Below are 20,001 nucleotides of genomic sequence, written 5' to 3' on the forward strand. Positions count from 1 at the left end.
ACAGGAGTCCGTCGTGAAGGAACGAGAAGAATTCGACACCGCGCCGATGCAGACCGTTGTCGTGGTCGCTGTCGGGGCCGTCACCTCCCAGGGCGACACCGCGAAGGCCCTGTGGGACGGGGTCAGCACCGGCCACGTCGCGATCCGCCCGGTCGAGCACCTGCCGATGGCCGAGTATCGGACGCGGATCGGCGGCGAGGTCCGCGCACCGGTGCCGCCGTCGCCGATCGCGGCCGCGGTCGGCGGATTCCGCGATCGCGCTTTCGATTTCGCGTTCGCTGCCGCCCAGGAGGCGATGGACGCCGCGCACACGCTGGTCTCCGGTGTCGCCCCGGAGCGCCGGGCGATCGTCCTCGGCACCTGCAACGCCGGGCTGCTCAGCACCATGGAGTGGCTCGGCGACGGTACCGGCAACGGCGCTGCCGCCTTGGCGATGTATGGCCCGCCACAGGCGATCGCCGAGTCGCTGGCAGCCGAATTCCAGTGCAAGGGACCGACCTTGACGGTGAACACCGCCTGCGCGGCGGGGGCGAACGCGATCGGGTACGCGGCCGACCTGATCGCCTTCGGCCGCGCCGACATCGTGCTGGCGGGCGGCACCGACGCGCTCTCCGACGTGGCCTACGCGGGCTTCAACTCGCTGGGCTCGCTCTCCCCGACGCCGGCCGCGCCCTATCAGGACAAGCGGACCGGGCTCTCGCTCGGCGAGGGCAGCGGCATGCTCGTGCTGGCGCGCGCCGACCTGGTGGCCGCGGCCGATATCGAACCCCTTTGCGAGATAAGGGGTTACGGGCTCTCCGCGGACGGCTATCACCCGACCGCACCGCGCCCCGACGGCACCGGCGCCGCCCGCGCGATGCGCGCCGCGATGGAGTGGTCGGGCCTGGACGACGACGAGATCGGCTACATCAACAGTCACGGCACCGGTACACCGCGCAACGACAGCGCCGAAGCCAAGGCGACCCGGCTCGCCCTGCGCGCCGCCGCCGACTCGGTCCCGGTGAGCAGCTCCAAGTCGATGATCGGGCATCTGCTCGGCGCGGCCGGGGCGGTGGAGGCGATCATCACGGTGGGCGCGCTACGCAACGGCGTCCTGCCCCCGACCGCGAATCTGGTTGTCCCCGATCCCGAGTGCCGGCTCGACCATGTCGCCGTCGAGCCTCGCATCTGCCAGCCGCGCAACGCGATCTCGAACAATTTCGCCTTCGCCGGCGCGAACGCGAGTGTTGCCTTCGCCGACCGCCCGACCAGTCTCGTCCGGCCGGCGGCAAAGGCGACCCGCGTGGTGCTGACCGGTGCGGGAGCCGTCGGACCCGCCGGAATCGGCATCGAGGCCGCGCTACGCGCCCTGGCCACGGGCCGGGATTGCGCCCGAATCGAGGACGGTATGCGGCTCGGCCGGGTCGACAGCGATCCGGCCGACCACCTGACCCGGCGCGAAGCACGGCGGATGGATCGGCTCGGCCTGCTGTCGACCTTCGCCGCGAGCCAGGCTGTGCAGGCCGCCGGGGCCGACCTCATCGCCGACGATCCGACACAGATCGGCGTCGTCTTCGGGACCGGTCTCGGTCCCATGCAGGCGATGGAGCAGTTCGTCCGGCCGCTGCGCGAAGAGGGCGCGGCCGCGGCGAACCCCGCGGTCTTCCCGAACACCGTGTACAACGCCGCGGCGGGCAGCGTCGCCACCCTGCTCGGTGCGCTCGGCCCGACCTCGACCGTCACCGCGGGACATGCCGCCGGCGCCAACGCGCTCTGCTACGGCTACGACCTGGTGTCGGTCGGTCGCGCCACCGCGATCCTGGCCACCGCCGCGGACACGCTCACCGAACTGGTCGCACACGCTTACCGCCGACTCGGGGTGCCGATGGGGCCACAGGACGCTTTCACCCTCGCGGAGGGCGCCGCGACCGTCGTCCTCGAAAGCATCGACAACGCGCGACGTCGCGGCGCCACCGTCTACGCCGAGGTGCTCGGGCATGCCTCCGCCGCCGACGCGCTGGGAGTCGGCCGGACCGATCCGCAGGGCTCGGGCAGCGAGCGCGCCATGCGGGCCGCGATCGCGAGCGCCGGACTGGCGGTCTCGGACATCGCACAGGTGTGGACCAACGAAATCGGCTGGCAGGCGGTCGACGAACCGGAACAACGGGCACTGGACCGGATATTCGGTACCGCTGGGCCGCAGCGTGTTTCGGCGAAGCGGGCGCTGGGCGAGCAGATCGGCGTCGGCGGGCTGCTGTCGGCGGCGCTGGCCGCGTTCCATCCTTCCAGGCCCCGCGACGGCGCGGTGCTGGTGAACAGCTCTTCGCTCGGCGGCACCCATTTCAGCATCGTGCTGGCGCCGAGCTGATCGAGATACACGAGAGACCAAGGACACCACCGCATGGCTACGAACGGATTGTCGGTACACCTGGTAGGCACCGGCAGCTATCTGCACGGCGAACCGATCGACAACAAGCAGATCGAGGCGCTGGTCGGACCGGTGCCCGGCGACATCCTCGAGGGTATCCAAGTCCTGCAACGGCATTGGATGATCGACCCGGACACCGGCGAGCACCTGATCACCAATTCGGAGATGGCGGCCCGCGCTGCCGCCCAGGCCCTGGACCGGGCGGGGCTGCGACCCGCCGATGTCGATCTCATCGTGATGTCGACGGCGAGCCCGGAGTACCAGCTGCCCCCGGCCGTCACCTTCGTCCAGCAGCATCTCGGCATCGCCGAGTGTGCCACCCTCGAAATCCGTTCCGGCTGCGCGGGTTTCGTGGAAGCAGCCGATATCGCGCGCGGCTACCTGGAGCGTGGCACCTATCGCACCGCGATCGTCGTCGGCTGCGAGGCCATCTCGCCGTTGCTCGTGCCGCTGTATCGCGGCGTGGACCCGGAGCGGGTGCGCATGCGAGATCGGCTGGTGGCCTACACCTTCGGTGACGGTGCGGGTGCGCTGGTGTTCCGCGCCGAGGAGTCCGTACCGGGAACTCGGTCCGGGGTGCTCGGATCGGTGCTGGAAACCATGGGCGGTCTGAAGAAGCCGGGCATGCAGGTGATCGGCGGCGCCACGCACGCGCCGCTGCACCAGCAGGCGCTGGCCAAGCGGCTGGTGGAACTGAAGGTCGACGTCGTCGAATCCGGAAAGTTCATCCCGCACATGATCACTCGGTCGCTGAAAACCCTGCTGCGAGCTAGCGACCTGGCGGCCGAGGACATCGCGCTCTGGGTCGTGCCCGAGGGCAATGCGGGCTACATGACCAGCGAGCTCGAGGCGGCCGGACTGCTCACCGACGAATGGCTCGCGTTGCGGGACAAGGTCTACGAGAACATCGCACGGGTGGGTGCGACCGGGTCGGCCGCGGTGCCACTGGCGCTGGACGAGGCCGCGACCACCGGGCGCCTGCGCGCCGGCGACAACGTCATGTTGCTCGCCATCGAAACCAGCAAGTGGAAGTACGCCGGCATGACGCTGGTGTGGAGCGGCGGGCAATGATGCTCATCGAGTCGCGGCGTTTCCGGGCCGCCGGGGCCATGCTCAACTACGCCCACATCAGCGACGACGGCCCGGCGCTCTGCCTGCTGCACGGGCTCGGTGCACGCTGGCAGACGTTCCGGCCGTTCGTGCGCAGTCTCGGCCCGGGCTGGAACATCTACGCGCCCGACCTGCGCGGGCACGGCCGATCCGATTGGGCGAGCGGGCATTACGCGCTCACCGATTTCGCGGCCGACATCACGGAGTTCCTCACCGAGGTCGTGGCGGAACCGGTGGTGCTGGTCGGGCATTCGCTGGGCGGCTGGGTCGCCTCGATGGTGGCCGCCACCGTGCCGGAATCGGTGCGCGCCGTGGTCATCGTGGACTCGGCGTTGTATCAGCTGCGTCAGGAACAGCGCGACGCCATGACCTTCTACGCGAATCCGACCTTCGCGATGCGCTCGATCGCGGTCTCGCTGCGGCTGGCCGACCCGGAGTTGAAGCAGCGCTGGGTCGAGGGCCGCAATCAGCGCGAGCAGGACCCCGACGAAATGCTGTCGCGGCTCCACTGCCCGGTGCTACTCGTGCAGGGCGACCCGGCAGCGGGCGCGCTCATGGCAGCAGGGCATGTAGAGCGCGCGATGTCGTTGCTCGACAACGGGACGCACGTCTACGTCCCCGGCGCCGGGCATGCCGTGCACGCGGACGCACCGGCCGCCGTCGCCGCCGCGCTGCAGGAATTTCTGGCCGCTCAGGTCGAGAAGACACCGGTGAATGGAGAGATCGGATGACCCAAGTGCTCGCCCAGGAAACCACCTGGGTGAAATGCCCGGCCTGCTCGGAATATCAGTACCGGCGCCGACTGGAACGCAACCTCCAGGTCTGCACGGCATGTGGCCACCACCTGCGGATCGGCGCGGCCGGGCGGCTGGCCCTGCTGCTCGACGAAGGTTCTTGGGCCCCAGGCGAATACGACGACATCGAGACCCGCGACGTGCTCGCTTTCCGGGACCGCAAGAGCTACCTGAAGCGGCTCGACGAGGCGCGCGATCGAACCGGCGGGTCGGACGCCGCGATCTTCGGTGCCGGAAGCCTCGGCGGACATCGGCTCGTAGTGGCGGCCATGGAATTCGGCTTCATGGGCGGTTCGATGGGCAGCGCGGTCGGCGAGGTCATCACCAGGGCAGCCGAACACGCACTGGCCGAACGACTTCCGCTGCTGCTGGTGTGCGCGTCGGGCGGGGCCCGGATGCAGGAGGGCAGCATCTCGCTGATGCAGATGGCCAAGACCAGCCAGGCCATCGCCCGTATGCACGAGGACGGGCTGCTGGTGCTCTGCCTGCTGACCGACCCGACCTTCGGCGGCGTCACCGCCTCCTACGCCATGCTCGGGGACGTGCTGGTGGCCGAGCCGGGCGCGTTGATCGGGTTCGCCGGACCCAACGTGATCCGGGAAACCATCAACGAGGATCTGCCGCCGCGCTTCCAGACCGCCGAATTCCTGCTGGAGTGCGGCATGCTCGACGCGGTCGTCCCCCGCGCGCAGCTGCGCTCGTTCTTCACCAAAGTGCTTGCCGCGCATACGGTCGGCACGACGGTCGACCTGACCCCCGAACCGACGACGATCACCGACCCCGAGGCGATCGCGGCCCGGCCCGCGGAGGCGATCGTCAAGCTGGCCCGCGCACGGGAGCGCCCGACGACGCTGAGTTTCGCGGCCGTCGCGTTCGATTCCTTCCTGGAACTGCGCGGCGACCGGATGTTCGGCGACAGCGCCGCCCTGGTCGGCGGTCCGGCCACCCTCGCCGGTCGGCGAGTCATGCTGATCGGCCACGAGAAAGGCAGCGACACCAAGGAATCCATCGCCCGCAACTTCGGCATGCCGGAACCGGAGGGCTACCGCAAGGCCTTACGGCTGATGCACCATGCGGCGAAGTTCGGCATGCCGATCGTGACCCTGATCGATACGCCCGGCGCGTATCCCGGAATCGGCGCCGAGGAACGCGGGCAAGCCGGCGCCATCGCCCGGGCGATCATGGAATCGAGCCGGTTGCCGGTGCCGATCGTCGCGGTGGTCACCGGGGAGGGCGGCAGTGGTGGTGCGCTGGCGCTGGGCGTGGCCGACCGGGTGCTGATGTTCGAACACGCCTATTACTCGGTGATCAGCCCGGAAGGCTGCGCCGCGATTCTGTGGGGCGACCGTAGCGCGTCGGCAGCCGCCGCGCAGGCGCTGAAACTGACCGCCCCGGAACTGCTGCGGCTCGGCGTCGTGGACGGCGTCATCCCGGAATCGGTGCCCGCCGACATCATTTCCGCGGCCGCCGGGCTGCGCGGCGCGGTGGCGCACGCGCTCACCGAACTGTCCGCGCTGCCCGGTCCCGACCTCGTCGAGGCGCGGTACCGCAAGTTTCGCCAATTCGGCTCGAACACCACCCCGATGATCGGAGAACAGTCATGACCGCCTTCCGCCAGCCCGACCACAACACCCACCTCGACACCTCGCTCACCCACATGATGCGGGAGGTGCGGGCGATCGTGGCCGACCTCGACCGGCAACCACGCCGCCTGCGGGTGCGCGCGGGCGAATACAACGTCGACATCGAGTGGGCCGACAGCGTCGAGATCGTCAACACCCGCCATGACCAGCTCACCTTGGCGGTCCCCGCGCTCGACGAGGAAGCGACGACGACCTTCGCGATCGAATCGCCGCTGGTCGGGCACTTCTATCGCGCGATCGAGCCCGGCGCCGATCCGTTCGTCTCGCCCGGCGACTACGTCGAGGAGGGCCAGGTCGTCGCGATCGTGGAGGCGATGAAGCTGATGAATCAGATCACCGCGCCGTGCGCAGGCAGGGTCGTGGAGGTGCTGCCCACCGATGGCGCGGTGGTCGAATTCGGCCAGCGGCTGGTCGTTTTCGAACCGGCCGAGTCCACGATGGAGATGGCGTCGTGACCGAGATCAAGACGGTCCTGGTGGCCAATCGCGGCGAGATCGCGCTGCGCGTCGTGCGCGCCTGCCGGGAACTCGGATTGCGCAGTGTGGTGGTGTATTCGACCGCCGACGCCGACTCGATTCCGGTGCGGATGGCCGACGACGCGGTGTGCATCGGGCCGCCCGAACCCGGCCGCAGCTATCTGAATATTCCGAATGTCATCGGCGCGGCCTTGCGTACCGGCGCCGACGCGATCCACCCGGGATACGGATTCCTTTCGGAAAACCCCGATTTCGCCGCGGTGTGCGCCGAGGAGGGCCTGGTCTTCGTGGGGCCCTCCTCGGAGGTGATGTCGAGTCTTGCCGACAAGGCGGTGACCCGGGCGCTCATGAGTGCGGCGGGATTGCCGTTGCTGCCCGGCACCCAGGCGGCGCTGCGCAATGCGGAGGAGGCCGAGCGGATCGCCGGTGAAGTCGGCTATCCGGTGATCCTCAAGGCGGTAGCGGGGGGTGGCGGACGCGGCATGCGTGTCGTGCGTGAGCCCGGTGAACTCGCCGAGGCCTACAGCCGGACCCAAGCCGAGGCGAGCCTGGCCTTCGGCGACGGCGGGCTGTACCTGGAGCGCTACCTCGAAGGTGCGCGCCACATCGAGGTGCAGATTCTCGCCGACCGCTTCGGCAATGTCGTGCACCTCGGGGAACGGGACTGCTCGGTCCAGCGCCGCCATCAGAAACTGCTCGAGGAATCGCCGTCACCGGCGTTGAACGACGAGCAGCGCGCCGCGATCGGGGCGGCCGCGGTGGCCGGTGCCCGCTCGGTCGGGTATGAGGGGGCCGGGACGATGGAGTTCCTGCTCGACCGCGACGGCGGGTTCTGGTTCATGGAGATGAACGCGCGCCTGCAGGTCGAGCATCCGGTGACCGAGATGGTGTCGGGGGTGGACCTGGTCGCCGAGCAGCTGCGGATCGCCCAGGGTGAGCCGTTGCGAATTCGGCAGTCCGACATCGTCTTACGCGGTCACGCCATCGAATGCCGGATCAACGCGGAGAATCCCGAGCGGGATTTCGCTCCGTCCACGGGCCGGATCGCGCGCTATCGACCGCCCGCGGGCCCGTGGGTGCGGGTCGACAGCCACCTCGAGGAGGGCATGTCGGTCTCGCCGTACTACGACGCACTGCTGGCCAAGGTGATCGTCTGGGCCGACGATCGGCTCGGCGCGATCGAGCGCATGCGCCGGGCGCTCGACGAACTCGTGCTGGAAGGTCCGGGCCTGACCACCTGCGCGGCCTTTCATCGCGACGCGATCCTGTCGAACCCCGAATTCCGCTCGGGCAACTTCGATCTCGACCTCGTGCACACCATCCACTGAGCCATACTGAGTATCGGGAGTTCCCATGACGACATCGAATGGACGAGTCATCATCCTCGGCGGCGGGATCGGCGGGCTCTGTGCCAGCATCGCCTTCCGGAAAGTCGGCATCGACGCCACCGTCTACGAACAAGCGCCCGCCTTCGGCACCGTCGGTGCCTCCCTGCAGGTGTGGGTCAAGGGCATGAAGGCGTTCGCCGAACTGGGCCTGGCCGACGAGATCCGCCGGCGCGGCGCGGAAGTGCACCGGCAGCAGTTCTTCAATCAGCACGGGACCCCGCTCTATCACGCGCGGCTGGCCGAGTTCGCCCGCAAGCACAACGCGCCGATGCCGGTGATGATCAGGCGTTCGGAGGTGATCGAGACGCTGGCCGGGTCCGCCGATCTCGGGCCGGTCGAATTCAATCATCGTGCGACGGCGGTCGAGCAGGACGCCACCGGCGTCACCGTGACCTTCGCGAACGGCCGTCAGGAGCGTGCCGACCTGCTCGTGGCGGCCGACGGGATCAATTCGCGCACCCGGCAGGCGATCTTCCCCGAAGTCGAAATCCTCACCGCCAATTACCGCATCGTGCACGCGGTGGCCGAGCACGAGCCGCCGTGCGGGCCGAACAATTTCACGCTGTTCTTCGGCCGGGGCACCCGCATCGCGATCAAGGACTGCGGCAGCAACCACATCTTCTGGGCCGCGGCGCTGCGCGACCCCACGGTCTCGATCGACGAACCGAACGAACTCGTCAAAGACGATCTGCGGGACCGCTTCGGGGTCTTTCCGCAGCCGGTGCAGGATCTCATCGCCGCTACCCCGCCCGCCGCGATGCTGCACCACGACGTCCGTGCCCTCGGCCCCATGCCGTCCTGGAGCCGGGACCGGATCGTCTTCCTGGGCGACGCCGCGCATGCCGTGACGCCGAATCTGGGGCGCGGCGCCAGCGAGGCCATCGTCGACGCGATCGTGCTCGCGCGCCGGATCGTGCCGATCGATCTGCGCGATCGGACCGCCCTGGCCACCGCGCTCGCCGACTACGAGGCGGTCCGGCGTCCGGAAAGCACTGCCTTGCAGCAGGAGTCGTGGCGGATCGGCACGGTCTCCTCGTGGCGCGGTTTCGCGATGACCAAGGCCCGGGATCTGATGATGAAGACGATCGTGGGGCACAAGCAGGTCGCCAAGATCGAGGGGGAATTCCAGATCGAGGTCCCGTCGCTACTGCCCGCCGTCGTCTGAGGGGACACGATGATCACTTCGACTGTTTCGAACTCCGAGCCCGTGACGACCACCGAAATCGTGCGCACCGACGCGCTGACCAAGAGCTACGGCGACCAGCTGGCCGTCGACAATGTCGCCCTGACCGTCCGGGCCGGGGAGATCTACGGTTTCCTCGGACCGAACGGCGCCGGTAAGACGACGACGCTGCGCATGCTCGTCGGGCTGATCCGGCCGTCGAGTGGAACGGCCCGCGTATTCGGTTGCGCACCAGGTGATCCCGAGACGCTCACGCGTCTGGGTGTGCTGATCGAAAGCCCCGGGTTCTATCCGTACCTGTCCGGCCGCGACAACCTGCGGGTGATGGCTCGCTATCGCCGCCTGCCCGACTCGGCCGTCGAGGAAGCGCTCGATCGGGTGGCGCTCACCGCGCGCGGCGACGACAAATTCCGCACCTACTCGCACGGCATGAAACAGCGCCTCGGCGTCGGATGCGCACTGCTCGGCAACCCGGATCTGCTGATCCTGGACGAACCCACCAACGGCTTCGACCCGGCGGGCATGGCCGAAATGCGGGAACTGATCACCGATCTCGCCGCGCACGGGCATACCGTTCTGCTCTCCAGCCACCTGCTGGCCGAGGTGCAGGAGATCTGCGACCGGGTCGGGGTGATCAACGGCGGAAAGCTGCTCGCCGAATCCACCGTTGCCGAGATGCGGGGCAGCGCCACAGTTTTCGTTCGGGCCGAGCCGGAGACGATCGCGTTCGACGCGGTGCGCGCGGCCGTCGGCTCGGCAGCGCTGACCACGGGCGGTATCCGGATCGACGCGGGCGCCGAAGCCGCCCCGCTGGTCGCGCGTGCGATTGTCGAAGCCGGGGCCGACCTGCACGAATTGCGGATCGACGAACGATCTTTGGAAGAAGTGTTCTTCGAGCTGACCACGACCGAGGCGGAGGCAGGGAAATGATGGCGAGCATCCGGGCCGAGGCGTTGCGCCTGCGGCGCTGGCCCACACTCTGGGTCCTGATCGCAGTCTGGTTCACGCTGAACCTGACGTTCATGTACGCGCTCAACTACATCGGTTATGTCTCCGATGATTCCAGCAACGCGACCGAAGGGCAGCCGCGTGACCAGCTGCTCGCGCAGATGATGCCCGCGGCGGTGCCGGAGGAGTTCGCCGGCGGCATGGTGGTGTTCGGTGGTGCGCTCATGCTGATCCTCGGTGCGCTGGCCACCGGCAGCGGGTATGGCTGGGGCACCTGGAAAACTGTTTTCACGCAGGGACCTTCGCGGCCCGAGGCGCTCGCCGGAACCATGATCGCCGTGCTCACCGTCGTCGTCGGCGTGGTCCTCGGGGCGTTCGTCGTCGACCTCACCGTCGCCACGGCCATCGCCTGGGCCGAGTCACAACCGATCGTCCTGCCCTCGGTCGGCCGATCACTGACCGGGATCGGTAGCGGCATCGCGATTCTCGGGATGTGGTCGATGCTCGGTGTGCTCATCGGGATCATCGCCCGCGGGCCCGCGCTCGCCGTCGGGCTCGGCCTGGTCTGGGTGCTGGTTCTGGAGAACGTGCTGCGCTTCTTCGGCGAAATGCTCGGCAGCGCAGGCGTAGTCATGAACTATCTGCCGGGCACCGCGGCGGGATCACTGGCCGGTGCCCTGCGCACCCTGCAGGGTGAGACGACACCCGGCGTGCTCACTACCATCACTCGGTCGGAATCGATTGTCGCCCTGGGTGTTTACCTGACCGCGTTCATCGCTGGATCCGTCTGGCTGATCCGCCGACGCGACCTGGTCTAGGTGTCATGCGAAATATCGCGGCACACCTGCTGGAAACCTGGCCTGCTCGGATCGGGCGCTGGCCGCTGCGTACCGTCACGATCGCCGCGGCCGTCATGGCGTTCGCGGTGGTCCTGATCACGCTGATCGCGGCCTCCGAACTGTCCGAGCCGCAGGCGATCGGGCTCGCGCTCGCGCAGGGCGCCGCGGTTCTCGTCGCGCCGCGGGTGCCCGCGCTGGCCTGGGGTCTGTCGCTGGCCGGGGTGGCGCTCGCGTCGCTGTGGTCGGGTGCGGAGTTGTGGGTCGACCCCATGCTCAACAGCCACTTCGTCGTGCTCGGTGTCGCCGCGTTCCGGACCAGCGCGCGGGCGGCCGCGGTGTCCTGGGGTGCGACGATCACCACCGGCACCGCGCTCGCCCTGTATTTGCGGCCGGTCGACTGGCCGGTCGGGCTCATCGCGGCCGGCGTGGTCTCCGGGCTGCTGCTGACCACGGTGGTGGCGGTGCGGGCACTGATCGCGACGAGTCAGAGTCTGCGCAGCCAGCGCGAGGCCGCCGAACAACAGCATCAGCGCACGGTGCGGCTGGAGGAGCGCGCCCGCATCGCCCGGGAGCTGCACGACGTGGTCGCACACCACATGTCGGTCATCGCGATCCAGGCCGAGGCGGCGCAGTACCGCGATCCCGGGCTCGCGCCGCAGACCGCCGCGAGCCTGGTGACGATCCGCTCCAGCGCCACCGCCGCGCTCGGCGAAATGCGGCGCATCCTCGATGTGCTGCGCTCCGGCGACACCGGGGTGCTGCCGCAACCGACGCTGGCCGACATTCCCGGTCTTGTCGCGTCGGTGCGCGCCACCGGCGCGCAGGTCGCCCTGGAGCTCTGCGGTGATACCTCGGAAGTCCCGGCCAGCGTGGAACTCTCCGCGTTCCGAATCGTGCAGGAGGCCCTGAGCAACGCCATCCGCCACGCGCCGGGCACACCGGTCCGGATCGAAATCGCGACCACCGCCGCGGAAATCCGGATCCGCGTCGAGAATCAGCACATACCAACGGATTCGACAGGGGCCGGTTCCGGCCACGGCATCCTCGGCATGCGAGAACGTGTCGCGATGCTCGGCGGCACCCTCGTTGTCGGACCCACCGGAAACGGCGAATACCTTGTCGCCGCGGCACTTCCGACCCAGAACGGAGACCGATGAGCATCCGCGTACTGATCGCCGACGACCAGGAGCTGATCCGCGAGGGCTTGGCCGTCCTCCTGGACGCGCAACCCGATATCGACGTGGTCGGGCAGGTCGCCGACGGGCGGCAAGCGATCCACGAAACCGAACGGCTCCAGCCCGACGTCATCCTGATGGACGTGCGCATGCCCGTCTGCGACGGCATCGAGGCCACCCGCGAGATCACCGCCACCGGCCCCGCCAAGGTGATCGTGCTGACCACCTTCGACCTCGACGAATACGTCTACGCCGCGCTACGGGCCGGCGCCGCGGGATTCCTGCTGAAGGAATCCTCCGCGCACTCTCTGGGCGAGGCCGTCCGCATCGTCGCCGCCGGCGAAGCGCTGCTCGCCCCCTCGGTGACCAGGCGCCTGCTGTCCGAATTCGCCCGCCGCAGCCAGCCCCGCGCCGCCGCGAAACCGGCCGATCTCACCGCCCGCGAAACCGAGGTTCTCGTCCTGATCGCCCGCGGTCTGTCCAACGCCGAAATCGCCGAGGAGCTGGTGATTTCGGAGCAGACGGTGAAAACACACGTCCGCCGGGTACTGGAAAAGCTGCAACTGCGCGACCGCACCCAGGCCGCGATCTACGCCTACGAAACGCTGCTCATCAAACCCAGCTGAAGACCGTCGGCCGCACCCGCCTCATCAGCACCGCTTATGAGGTCCTGCTATTTCGCCAGCTACCGGTCGGGCGACCGAGTCGCGATCGTGTGACACATGACGTGGCTCCGCCGCAATCTTCCAGGCCTCTTGCTCGCCGCCGCTGTCGCGAGCGTGGCGACGGTCGCGGGCAAGGCGCTGCCGGTCGTGGGCGCGCCGGTCATCGCGCTGTGCGGCGGCGCCCTGATCGGTGTCCTCGGCCGCCGATCGGTCAGCGAGGCGGGCGTCTTCGCGGCAGGCCTGGCGCTGACCCGGCAGCGGATCCTCGGCGCCGCGATCGTGCTGCTCGGATTGGGTCTTCCCGTGGGCTCGGTCCTCGAGGTCGGACGCCAGACCGCCGTGGTCCTGTTCGGGACCCTCGTCCTCGGCGCGGTCGCCGCGGTCATCCTCGGCAGAATGCTGGCGCTGGACCGGGATTCGGCCACCCTCGTCGCGGTCGGGACGACGATCTGCGGTGCGTCCGCGATCGCCGCGGCCACCGCGGTCATCAAGCCGGAGAAGGAGCGGGTCGCCTACGCCCTCGGCACCATCTTCGTCTTCAATATCGTTGCGGTACTGGTCTTTCCACCCCTCGGACGGCTACTGGGGCTGTCGGATCGGGCCTTCGGGCTGTGGGCGGGCACCGCCATCAACGACACCTCCTCGGTGCTGGCGGCGGGAGTGATATTCGGCCCGGCCGCAGCCCATTTCGCGGTGATCGTCAAACTCGTTCGCAGCCTGATGATCGTGCCCCTGTGCCTCGGCCTGCATTTCACCCGCCGCGGCACCGGTCAAACGAAACTGTCCCTGCGCCAGAGCTTCCCACTGTTCGTCGTGCTGTTCGTGCTCGCCTCGGTGGTCGCCGGAACGGGCATCGTGCCACCCACCTGGCTCGCGCCACTCGGCGGGCTGAGCGCCTGGCTCATCGCGGCGGTCCTCGCCGCCATCGGCTCCGCCCTCACCTGGCGGCAACTGCGCGCCAACGGCGCCCGCCCCCTGGTGTTCGGCGGCGCGCTCGGCCTGATCCTGGCTGTCGGCAGCCTCGCGCTCCAGACCGCTACCGGCTGGACGTGATTCGGCTCTCGCGGGTCCGGCGCCGCAGTACCGCGAGCGCACGGCCGCGCAACCCACGCCGATCCACACCGTGATGGATCGGAGCGTCCGCGATCTCGGGTACGGCCGGGAGTGCGGCAGGAGCGGGGTCCTGTACGCGGGTGGTGCTCGCCTCGATCCACTCGGTGGTGCTGCCGTGCAACGAGAGTCCGGTGCCGCGGACCGCGCGCTCGCAGCGGCGGGCCAGATCGCGGCGGTCCAGGCCGGGGTATTCCTGGGGCAGCAGAACGACTTCGGCCACCATGCCGCGCGAGCGCAGGACGCGTTTGGCGGAGTCGGCGAAGGTGTCATCGCCGACGAAGCCGGGCACCGTGCACTGCGCGCCGTGGCGGTCGAGGTAGCGCAGCCGCACCGGCTGGACGAAAGTGCCGGTGTCGACCGCGGCTTGGAACAGGGCGGGGCGCATGCGGCCATAGGCGCGGCCGCACCAGGTGGTGCCCTCGGGGAACACGGCGACGCGATCGCCGGCGGACAGGCGGACGCCGAGTTCGTCGACGACGCCCGGGAGTTCACGTAGTCGTTCGCGTTCGATGGGGATGACCCGCAGGCGCTTGGCGAGTCCGCCCAGCACCGGCCACTCGAGCATGTCCGCGCGTGCCACGAAACCCAGCGGCTGCACCGCGGCCATGACGACGACATCGGACCAGCTGACGTGGCCCGCGACGATCATGACGCCGCGGTTCGGTTCGGCATACCGGGCCGATTCGGTACCGGGACGCTGGTCTACGACGCGCAATTCGATTCCGAGACAATCGAGTACGGCATGGGCGTAGCGGCGCTGGAGAAACTCGCGACGCCGGCGGGGCGTGGCGGCGTTCAGCAGCGGATAACTGATGAGCAATCCGGTGACGCCCAGCAGGCGGGCGATCACTCGAGCGGTACCGACCTCAGCGGCCGCCTCGACACAGCCGGGCCCGCAAGGGCTCGACGGCATCCACGCGTGCACCGCTTGCGCGGGCGGGGCGTCGAAAACCATGGGGGTTCACCGTCCGTCGAGCGAGGCCGCAGCGCTCTGCAGCCGTTCCAGGTAGCGGGTGTTGATCGTGTCCAGGCCCAGCAGCGCGACGAAGTCGGCGACCGCGAAGTCCGGGTCGTGCGCGGGCTCGCCGCAGATCTCCGCGCCGAGGCGCAGGTAGCCGCGCAGCAGCGGCGGCAGCTTCGGGCGCGCGGGCGGAGTCAGCTCGTCGAGGGTCTTGCCTTCGACCACAACCGGATTGAGCGGGTGCACCCGCCATTCCGGATCGGAGGCGTGCCGACCGAGCAGTACATCACGCACGCCGCGCACGTTCGCACCGATCGGGTCGGCCGGGGCGTCCTGCATCGGCACCGAGACGCAGCCCATCACCCATTCGTAGCCGGTGAGCTGGATGTAGTGCAGGATGCCCGCCCACATCAGGGTGAGCACCGAGCCGTTGCGGTGATCGGGCACCACGCAGGCCCGGCCCATCTCGACGATCTGCCGTCCGGCCGGATCCAGTTGCGCCACATCGAATTCCGTGGCCGTGTAGTAACCGCCCGCGGCGGCCACCTTGTCGGGCGGCAGCATCCGGTAACAGCCGACGAATTCGCCGGTGCGGTCTTCGCGGACCAGCAGGTGGTCGCAGTGGTCGTCGAAGCGGTCGGCATCCAGGCCGGTGCCGGTGTCCGGGATCTGGAACCCCGGCTCGTTGGCGAACACGTTGTAGCGCAGTCGCTGCGCCGCCTGACGGTGCTCGGCGTCGGAGGAGACGACGAGCGAATACGTAGACTTTTCCACCCCCGAGTCCGTCGGAGCCGGAGCGGTCAACACGGACGAAATAGTCATAGCTTCGATGAAGCCAGTTAGAAACTGCGTCGAAGGAACCCCGAAGTGTCGGGCCGAGGGCAGTCAGATGAACGAGACGCCGGTCACACCAGATGTTTACCCGGCTGTCGCACCTGGTTCGCGAAATAGTGCCTCACCTGCATCTATTGCTTGCCTCGCGGCTACCTTGCCAGAGCGACAAACAAAAATCGCGCTCCCAGCCGTAAGCCGAGAGCGCGATTGATCACGAGATCAAGCTGCCAAGCGTGGCAATTCCTGAGTCTCCGCGTTGGCGGCGGGATCCACCTCGTCGAACCCGGGGCGCCCGGTCCCGATGAACGCGACCAGCCACGAAGCCACCGCCGCAAACCGGTTGCGGAACCCGACCAGGTACATCAGGTGCACCGCGAGCCACATCAGCCAGGCGATGAAGCCGCGGAAGGTGATCCGGTCGTTGAGCTTCACCACCGCGCTGAACCGGCTGATCACCGCCATGCTGCCCTTGTCCCAGTACTTGAACGGGGTGCCGGGCGCCTTCTTGCGGCGGATGATGTCGGCGGCGTGCCGGCCTTCCTGCATGGCCACCGGCGACTGGCCGGGGTAGCCGTTGAGCGAGGTCATATCGCCGATGGCGTAGATGTCGGCGTGGCCGCCGACAGTCAGGTCCGGATTGATCAGCAGCCTTCCGGCACGGTCGGTTTCGACGCCGGTCCGCTCGGCCAGGATCTTGGCGAATCCGCCCGCCTGCACACCGGCCGACCACACCACGGTCTCCGCCGCGATCTGGCGCTCCACGCCGTCGCCGTCCTTGACCGTCACCTTGCCGCCGTCGATATCGGTGACGAAGGTGCCGAGCAGCACCTCCACTCCGCTGCCGGCCAGCGAGCGCTTCGCGTACTCCGAGAGCCCACCGCCGAAGGGCGGCAGCACCGCGCCGGCGCCTTCCACCAGCGTTACCGAAACCTCTTGGTGGTAGTACCTTTTCGCGAGTTCCTTCAGCTGGCCCGCGACCTCGACACCGGTGGCGCCCGCGCCGACCACCACGAAGCTCAATAGTCGCTCGCGGGTCTCCTGGTCGGCCGCCTTGGCCTGAGTGAAGACGCGCTCGATCTGCGCGCGCAGCGCTTTGGCGTCGTCGATGGTCTTGAGCGCGAACGTCTTGGCCGCGAAATCGTCACGGCCGAAATAGGACTGGCTCGCGCCGGTCGCCGCGATCAGCGAGCCGTAGCGGATCTGGCGCTGCTCCCCCTGCGCCTCATAGGTGAGCACCGCGGTGTTGGGATCCAGGTCGAGCACCTTGCCGAGCCGCACATCGGCTTCGCGGTGCCGGCGCAGCACCGTCTTGATCGGCGGCGCGATCTCATCGGAGGCCAGCACACCTGTCGCGACCTGATACAGCAACGGCTGGAAAAGGTGCTCCGGCGTGCTCGAGATGAGCACAAAGTTGATTCCCGACTTTGCCAACTGCTTGGCCGCGGCCAAGCCCCCGAATCCCGATCCGACAACAACCACATCTGCGTGTTCCATGACAGCCTCCTTCTCTCATTACCAACCGTCATACGAAGCGCAGATATTTCAGGTGTTAGGGCGCATAATGGAGATGACTCTTATCTAGATCACTCATGAATCGGGAGCTTGCCGTGGAGCTGCGCCAACTGGCATACTTTGTCGCGGTCTGCGAGGAACTGAGCTTCAGCAAAGCCGCGACGCGGTGCTTCATCTCGCAGTCGGCCATCAGTCACCAGATCGCCCGGCTCGAACGAGACCTCGGTGTGTCGCTGTTCGAGCGCACCACCAGGGCCGTTATCCCCACCGACGCGACCACTCGGCTACTTCCCCTGGCTAAACAGATGCTCAGCCTGGAGTCTGCCATTCGCGCCACCGTCCGCACCAGCGGGCCCCGAATTCGACTGGCCGCCAACATGTCCTTCGCGACCCGCTCGCTGTCGGCCATCGCGGGCACCCGCGCCGCGCACCCCGATGCGGAAATCGAATATGTGATCAAGCCGTTCCGCCAACGCATTACGGCGGTCGCCGACGGCGATTGTGATCTAGCCCTCATCCGCGGCAGCGTCGATCAGCCGGGCCTGGCGGTGCAACAGCTATGGGTCGAGGACCTCGTCATCGCCACCTCCAGCGGCCACCCCCTGGCCACCCGAGACACCGCCACCCTCGCCGACCTCAGCCCCTACCCGCTGCTGCTCCCACCGGAGCAGGAGCAGGTGCTGCTGCACAACATCATTCGAGCCGCCTTCGCCGAACTGCCCACCGGCCCCACCTACGGTCCGCCGATCCCACCCGACCACACCGCGACGATGGAACTCCTCAACCGCCCCGACGCCTGGACCGTCCTCTACGCCGAGAGCCCCACCGAAGGCCTGGTCGTACTGAAACTCACCGAACACCGCCTGCGCATCCCGGTTTCGGCGGTGGTCCGCAGCGATGCCCGCCCCTCCCCGATCCTGTCCACGTTGCTCACGAACCTGCATCGCTGACCAGCGCCCGCGCGACCGCCAGGTGCAGGCGTAGGTCATCGGGCTCCTCGTCCTCGACGGCCCAGACGATCTCCTCCATGGCCCGCATGGTCGCCCAGCCGCGGGCGCGCTCGGGGTCGACGCCCAGCCCGGCGGCGGTGCGTGCGACGACAGCGCGCGCATGTTCCAGCACCGGATTGCTCTGAACCTGGATCATGACGAGGAACCCGGCATCGAACGCGGCCTCGCCCAGGTACGCCTTCGGATCGATCAGAAGCCACGGTTCCCGTTCGGCGGCAACGATATTGCCGAGGTGGGTGTCCCGGTTGACGACGAGCAGCGGGCCGTCCGGCACGGCGAGCCGCTCGCACCACTCGGCCGCGGCGTCGCGCAGCGAAACCGGAAGTATCTGGGCCACTTCCGGTTCGGGATCTGCGAACATCTCGACCCACTGGCGCACCATGCCCGCGGCCGCGGGCAGCGCGGGATAGCCGGCCGGGATGCCGATCGGCTCTCGTCGCAGGCGACGGTATAGACGGCAGGCCAGCTCGATCTTGTCGGCGTGCTCCGGGTGCCCCTCGAGACTGGGAAAGCCCGGTTGCTCCAGCAGCGGCGTCCCCGGCCGTGCCCATTCCAGCAGCAGCGCACCGGATTCCGGGTCGTACTCGTAGAGCCGCACGGCCCCGTCACCCTGATAACAGAACATCCCGGCGGCCTCACCGATGTTCTCCTCGTCGACCACCGGGATCTTCAAAACGGCGACGCCACCATCGTCGCGGCGCACCGGCGCTACCCAGGAATGCGTACCGCCACCGAAGGTTTCGCCGATCACCTCCAGCTTCCAGGCCGCGCAGCGGCTTTCGATCACCTCCGGCAAAGCGGCCAGCCATCGTTCGCCCCGCTCGGCGAAGATGTCGCGAATGTTCTCGGAGACCTCCACAGGCAGCGTCATACCGCCCACCTTCTCATCGCGCCGAATCACACGTTCTCCGGGGTAGAACGCAAGTGGCCCCGGCTGTTTCCAGCCGGGGCCACTCTGATCTTGCCGCGTATCAGCCCTTGTGGGACTTGACCGCTTCGGTCAGCTGCGGGGCGACGTTGAACAGGTCGCCCACGATGCCGTAGTCCGCGATCTCGAAGATCGGGGCCTCTTCGTCCTTGTTGACCGCGACGATGGTCTTCGAGGTCTGCATGCCGGCGCGGTGCTGGATGGCGCCGGAGATGCCCAGGGCGATGTAGAGCTGCGGGGAGACCGTCTTACCGGTCTGACCGACCTGGAACTGGCCCGGGTAGTAGCCCGAGTCGACCGCGGCACGCGAAGCGCCGACGGCGGCACCGAGCGAATCGGCCAGCGCCTCGACGACCGCGAAGTTGTCGGCGGAACCGACACCACGGCCACCGGAGACGACGATGGTCGCCTCGGTGAGCTCGGGACGGTCGCCGCCCACGATCGGCTCACGAGCGGTGACCTTGACGACGCCGTCTTCCTGAGCCGGCACCTCGACGGTGACCTTCTCGCCCGCGGCGGCGCCCAGCTTCGCCTCGACGGCGCCCGGACGCACCGAGATCACCGGCACGTCGCCGGTGGCCTTGGCGTCCACGGTGAACGCGCCACCGAAGATGGAGTGCACGGCGGAGCCGTCGGACTTGACGTCGATGACATCGACCAGCAGGCCGGAGCCGAGACGCGCGGCCAGACGACCGGACACCTCCTTGCCCTCGGCGCTGGCGGCGACGATCACGGCGGCCGGGGAAACCGACTCGACCAGACCGGCGAGCACATCGACCTTCGGGGTCACCAGGTAGTTGTCCACATCGTCGGACTCGGCGATGTAGATCTTGGCGGCGCCGGCGGCGGCCAGCGCGTCGGCCAGCTTCTCGCCGGTGCCGGCCGGGCCGGTGACGACGGCGGCCGGCTCACCCAGCGCGGAAGCGGCGGTGAGCAGTTCGGTGCTGACCTTCTTGATCGCACCGTCGGCGTGCTCGACGAGCACAAGTACTTCTGCCATTTGTGTTCTCTCCTA

Annotated in this window: 18 protein-coding genes; 13 read left to right on the forward strand and 5 right to left on the reverse strand. The window is 68.5% G+C overall.

All coding sequences use genetic code 11. The features are described 5' to 3' along the window. The first annotated feature begins 13 nt into the window (after nucleotides 1-13). The 12 genes from IBX22_RS08890 to IBX22_RS08945 all read left to right on the forward strand — a co-directional run bounded on the left by IBX22_RS08890 (nucleotide 14) and on the right by IBX22_RS08945 (nucleotide 13,681). Nucleotides 14-2,347 carry a beta-ketoacyl-[acyl-carrier-protein] synthase family protein gene (locus IBX22_RS08890; protein WP_309234496.1) on the forward strand — a complete coding sequence of 778 codons (2,334 nt, stop codon included), beginning with the start codon at nucleotides 14-16 and terminating at the stop codon, nucleotides 2,345-2,347. A 33-nt stretch (nucleotides 2,348-2,380) separates the two neighbouring features. Then, nucleotides 2,381-3,478: a 3-oxoacyl-ACP synthase III family protein gene (locus IBX22_RS08895; RefSeq protein WP_194814824.1), complete on the forward strand. Its 1,098-nt coding sequence runs from the start codon at nucleotides 2,381-2,383 to the stop codon at nucleotides 3,476-3,478. Further along, nucleotides 3,475-4,248 carry an alpha/beta fold hydrolase gene (locus IBX22_RS08900; protein WP_194814825.1) on the forward strand — a complete coding sequence of 258 codons (774 nt, stop codon included), beginning with the start codon at nucleotides 3,475-3,477 and terminating at the stop codon, nucleotides 4,246-4,248. Before IBX22_RS08895 ends, IBX22_RS08900 begins: the two co-directional genes overlap by 4 nt. Further along, the gene (locus IBX22_RS08905) at nucleotides 4,245-5,915 is read left to right on the forward strand and encodes an acetyl-CoA carboxylase carboxyltransferase subunit alpha (protein ID WP_194814826.1); all 1,671 of its coding nucleotides are present in this window, start codon (nucleotides 4,245-4,247) and stop codon (nucleotides 5,913-5,915) included. The genes IBX22_RS08900 and IBX22_RS08905 overlap by 4 nt, the downstream gene beginning before the upstream one ends. After that, nucleotides 5,912-6,409, forward strand: a complete 498-nt coding sequence (locus tag IBX22_RS08910) for a biotin/lipoyl-containing protein (RefSeq protein WP_194814827.1) — start codon at nucleotides 5,912-5,914, stop codon at nucleotides 6,407-6,409. The genes IBX22_RS08905 and IBX22_RS08910 overlap by 4 nt, the downstream gene beginning before the upstream one ends. Next, the gene (gene accC, locus IBX22_RS08915) at nucleotides 6,406-7,758 is read left to right on the forward strand and encodes an acetyl-CoA carboxylase biotin carboxylase subunit (RefSeq protein WP_309234497.1); all 1,353 of its coding nucleotides are present in this window, start codon (nucleotides 6,406-6,408) and stop codon (nucleotides 7,756-7,758) included. Before IBX22_RS08910 ends, accC begins: the two co-directional genes overlap by 4 nt. Before the next feature lie 25 nt (nucleotides 7,759-7,783). After that, nucleotides 7,784-8,983 carry an FAD-dependent monooxygenase gene (locus IBX22_RS08920; protein ID WP_194814828.1) on the forward strand — a complete coding sequence of 400 codons (1,200 nt, stop codon included), beginning with the start codon at nucleotides 7,784-7,786 and terminating at the stop codon, nucleotides 8,981-8,983. A gap of 9 nt (nucleotides 8,984-8,992) precedes the next feature. Beyond that, entirely contained in the window at nucleotides 8,993-9,931 is a 939-nt protein-coding gene (locus IBX22_RS08925) for an ABC transporter ATP-binding protein (protein ID WP_194814829.1), read from the forward strand. Continuing rightward, nucleotides 9,928-10,767, forward strand: a complete 840-nt coding sequence (locus tag IBX22_RS08930; RefSeq protein WP_194814830.1) for an ABC transporter permease subunit — start codon at nucleotides 9,928-9,930, stop codon at nucleotides 10,765-10,767. Before IBX22_RS08925 ends, IBX22_RS08930 begins: the two co-directional genes overlap by 4 nt. A 5-nt stretch (nucleotides 10,768-10,772) precedes the next feature. Beyond that, nucleotides 10,773-11,945 carry a sensor histidine kinase gene (locus tag IBX22_RS08935; protein ID WP_194814831.1) on the forward strand — a complete coding sequence of 391 codons (1,173 nt, stop codon included), beginning with the start codon at nucleotides 10,773-10,775 and terminating at the stop codon, nucleotides 11,943-11,945. Further along, complete coding sequence (locus IBX22_RS08940; RefSeq protein ID WP_194814832.1) at nucleotides 11,942-12,589, forward strand: response regulator transcription factor; 648 nt, start codon at nucleotides 11,942-11,944, stop codon at nucleotides 12,587-12,589. The genes IBX22_RS08935 and IBX22_RS08940 overlap by 4 nt, the downstream gene beginning before the upstream one ends. Before the next feature lie 96 nt (nucleotides 12,590-12,685). Continuing rightward, entirely contained in the window at nucleotides 12,686-13,681 is a 996-nt protein-coding gene (locus IBX22_RS08945; RefSeq protein ID WP_194814833.1) for a YeiH family protein, read from the forward strand. Here IBX22_RS08945 and IBX22_RS08950 read toward each other — a convergent pair. From IBX22_RS08950 to IBX22_RS08960, 3 genes are all read right to left on the reverse strand, one after another. Next, nucleotides 13,665-14,696, reverse strand: a complete 1,032-nt coding sequence (locus tag IBX22_RS08950; protein ID WP_228538261.1) for a 1-acyl-sn-glycerol-3-phosphate acyltransferase — start codon at nucleotides 14,694-14,696, stop codon at nucleotides 13,665-13,667. The two genes, IBX22_RS08945 and IBX22_RS08950, sit on opposite strands and share 17 nt — an antisense overlap. Nucleotides 14,697-14,702: 6 nt before the next feature. After that, nucleotides 14,703-15,524 carry a GNAT family N-acetyltransferase gene (locus tag IBX22_RS08955; RefSeq protein ID WP_194814834.1) on the reverse strand — a complete coding sequence of 274 codons (822 nt, stop codon included), beginning with the start codon at nucleotides 15,522-15,524 and terminating at the stop codon, nucleotides 14,703-14,705. A gap of 231 nt (nucleotides 15,525-15,755) precedes the next feature. Continuing rightward, nucleotides 15,756-17,030 carry an NAD(P)/FAD-dependent oxidoreductase gene (locus IBX22_RS08960; RefSeq protein WP_194814835.1) on the reverse strand — a complete coding sequence of 425 codons (1,275 nt, stop codon included), beginning with the start codon at nucleotides 17,028-17,030 and terminating at the stop codon, nucleotides 15,756-15,758. Between the two features lie 113 nt (nucleotides 17,031-17,143). On the opposite strand from IBX22_RS08960, the gene IBX22_RS08965 reads away from it, so the two are divergent. After that, nucleotides 17,144-17,998 (forward strand): LysR family transcriptional regulator, encoded by an 855-nt coding sequence (locus IBX22_RS08965; RefSeq protein ID WP_194815695.1) that lies wholly within the window; start codon nucleotides 17,144-17,146, stop codon nucleotides 17,996-17,998. Here IBX22_RS08965 and IBX22_RS08970 read toward each other — a convergent pair. Both IBX22_RS08970 and IBX22_RS08975 read right to left on the reverse strand, forming a co-directional pair. Continuing rightward, nucleotides 17,979-18,929, reverse strand: coding sequence for an aminoglycoside phosphotransferase family protein (locus tag IBX22_RS08970; protein WP_194814836.1), 951 nt, complete (start codon nucleotides 18,927-18,929; stop codon nucleotides 17,979-17,981). The two genes, IBX22_RS08965 and IBX22_RS08970, sit on opposite strands and share 20 nt — an antisense overlap. Nucleotides 18,930-19,029: 100 nt before the next feature. Continuing rightward, nucleotides 19,030-19,986 (reverse strand): electron transfer flavoprotein subunit alpha/FixB family protein, encoded by a 957-nt coding sequence (locus tag IBX22_RS08975; protein WP_194814837.1) that lies wholly within the window; start codon nucleotides 19,984-19,986, stop codon nucleotides 19,030-19,032. Nucleotides 19,987-20,001 lie beyond the last annotated feature (15 nt).

The sequence above is a fragment of the Nocardia sp. XZ_19_385 genome (genome assembly GCF_015355755.1).
Classification (GTDB): Bacteria; Actinomycetota; Actinomycetes; order Mycobacteriales; family Mycobacteriaceae; genus Nocardia.

Excerpts from the sequence above, each read along its gene's own strand:
- IBX22_RS08970 (WP_194814836.1), bottom strand. The coding sequence starts at position 18,929 with ATGACGCTGCCTGTGGAGGTCTCCGAGAACATTCGCGACATCTTCGCC.
- IBX22_RS08910 (WP_194814827.1), top strand. The coding sequence starts at position 5,912 with ATGACCGCCTTCCGCCAGCCCGACCACAACACCCACCTCGACACCTCG.
- IBX22_RS08930 (WP_194814830.1), top strand. The coding sequence starts at position 9,928 with ATGATGGCGAGCATCCGGGCCGAGGCGTTGCGCCTGCGGCGCTGGCCC.
- IBX22_RS08935 (WP_194814831.1), top strand. The coding sequence starts at position 10,773 with ATGCGAAATATCGCGGCACACCTGCTGGAAACCTGGCCTGCTCGGATC.
- IBX22_RS08960 (WP_194814835.1), bottom strand. The coding sequence starts at position 17,030 with ATGGAACACGCAGATGTGGTTGTTGTCGGATCGGGATTCGGGGGCTTG.
- IBX22_RS08895 (WP_194814824.1), top strand. The coding sequence starts at position 2,381 with ATGGCTACGAACGGATTGTCGGTACACCTGGTAGGCACCGGCAGCTAT.
- IBX22_RS08905 (WP_194814826.1), top strand. The coding sequence starts at position 4,245 with ATGACCCAAGTGCTCGCCCAGGAAACCACCTGGGTGAAATGCCCGGCC.
- IBX22_RS08920 (WP_194814828.1), top strand. The coding sequence starts at position 7,784 with ATGACGACATCGAATGGACGAGTCATCATCCTCGGCGGCGGGATCGGC.
- IBX22_RS08940 (WP_194814832.1), top strand. The coding sequence starts at position 11,942 with ATGAGCATCCGCGTACTGATCGCCGACGACCAGGAGCTGATCCGCGAG.
- IBX22_RS08955 (WP_194814834.1), bottom strand. The coding sequence starts at position 15,524 with ATGACTATTTCGTCCGTGTTGACCGCTCCGGCTCCGACGGACTCGGGG.
- IBX22_RS08975 (WP_194814837.1), bottom strand. The coding sequence starts at position 19,986 with ATGGCAGAAGTACTTGTGCTCGTCGAGCACGCCGACGGTGCGATCAAG.
- IBX22_RS08925 (WP_194814829.1), top strand. The coding sequence starts at position 8,993 with ATGATCACTTCGACTGTTTCGAACTCCGAGCCCGTGACGACCACCGAA.
- IBX22_RS08900 (WP_194814825.1), top strand. The coding sequence starts at position 3,475 with ATGATGCTCATCGAGTCGCGGCGTTTCCGGGCCGCCGGGGCCATGCTC.
- IBX22_RS08945 (WP_194814833.1), top strand. The coding sequence starts at position 12,686 with ATGACGTGGCTCCGCCGCAATCTTCCAGGCCTCTTGCTCGCCGCCGCT.
- IBX22_RS08950 (WP_228538261.1), bottom strand. The coding sequence starts at position 14,696 with ATGGTTTTCGACGCCCCGCCCGCGCAAGCGGTGCACGCGTGGATGCCG.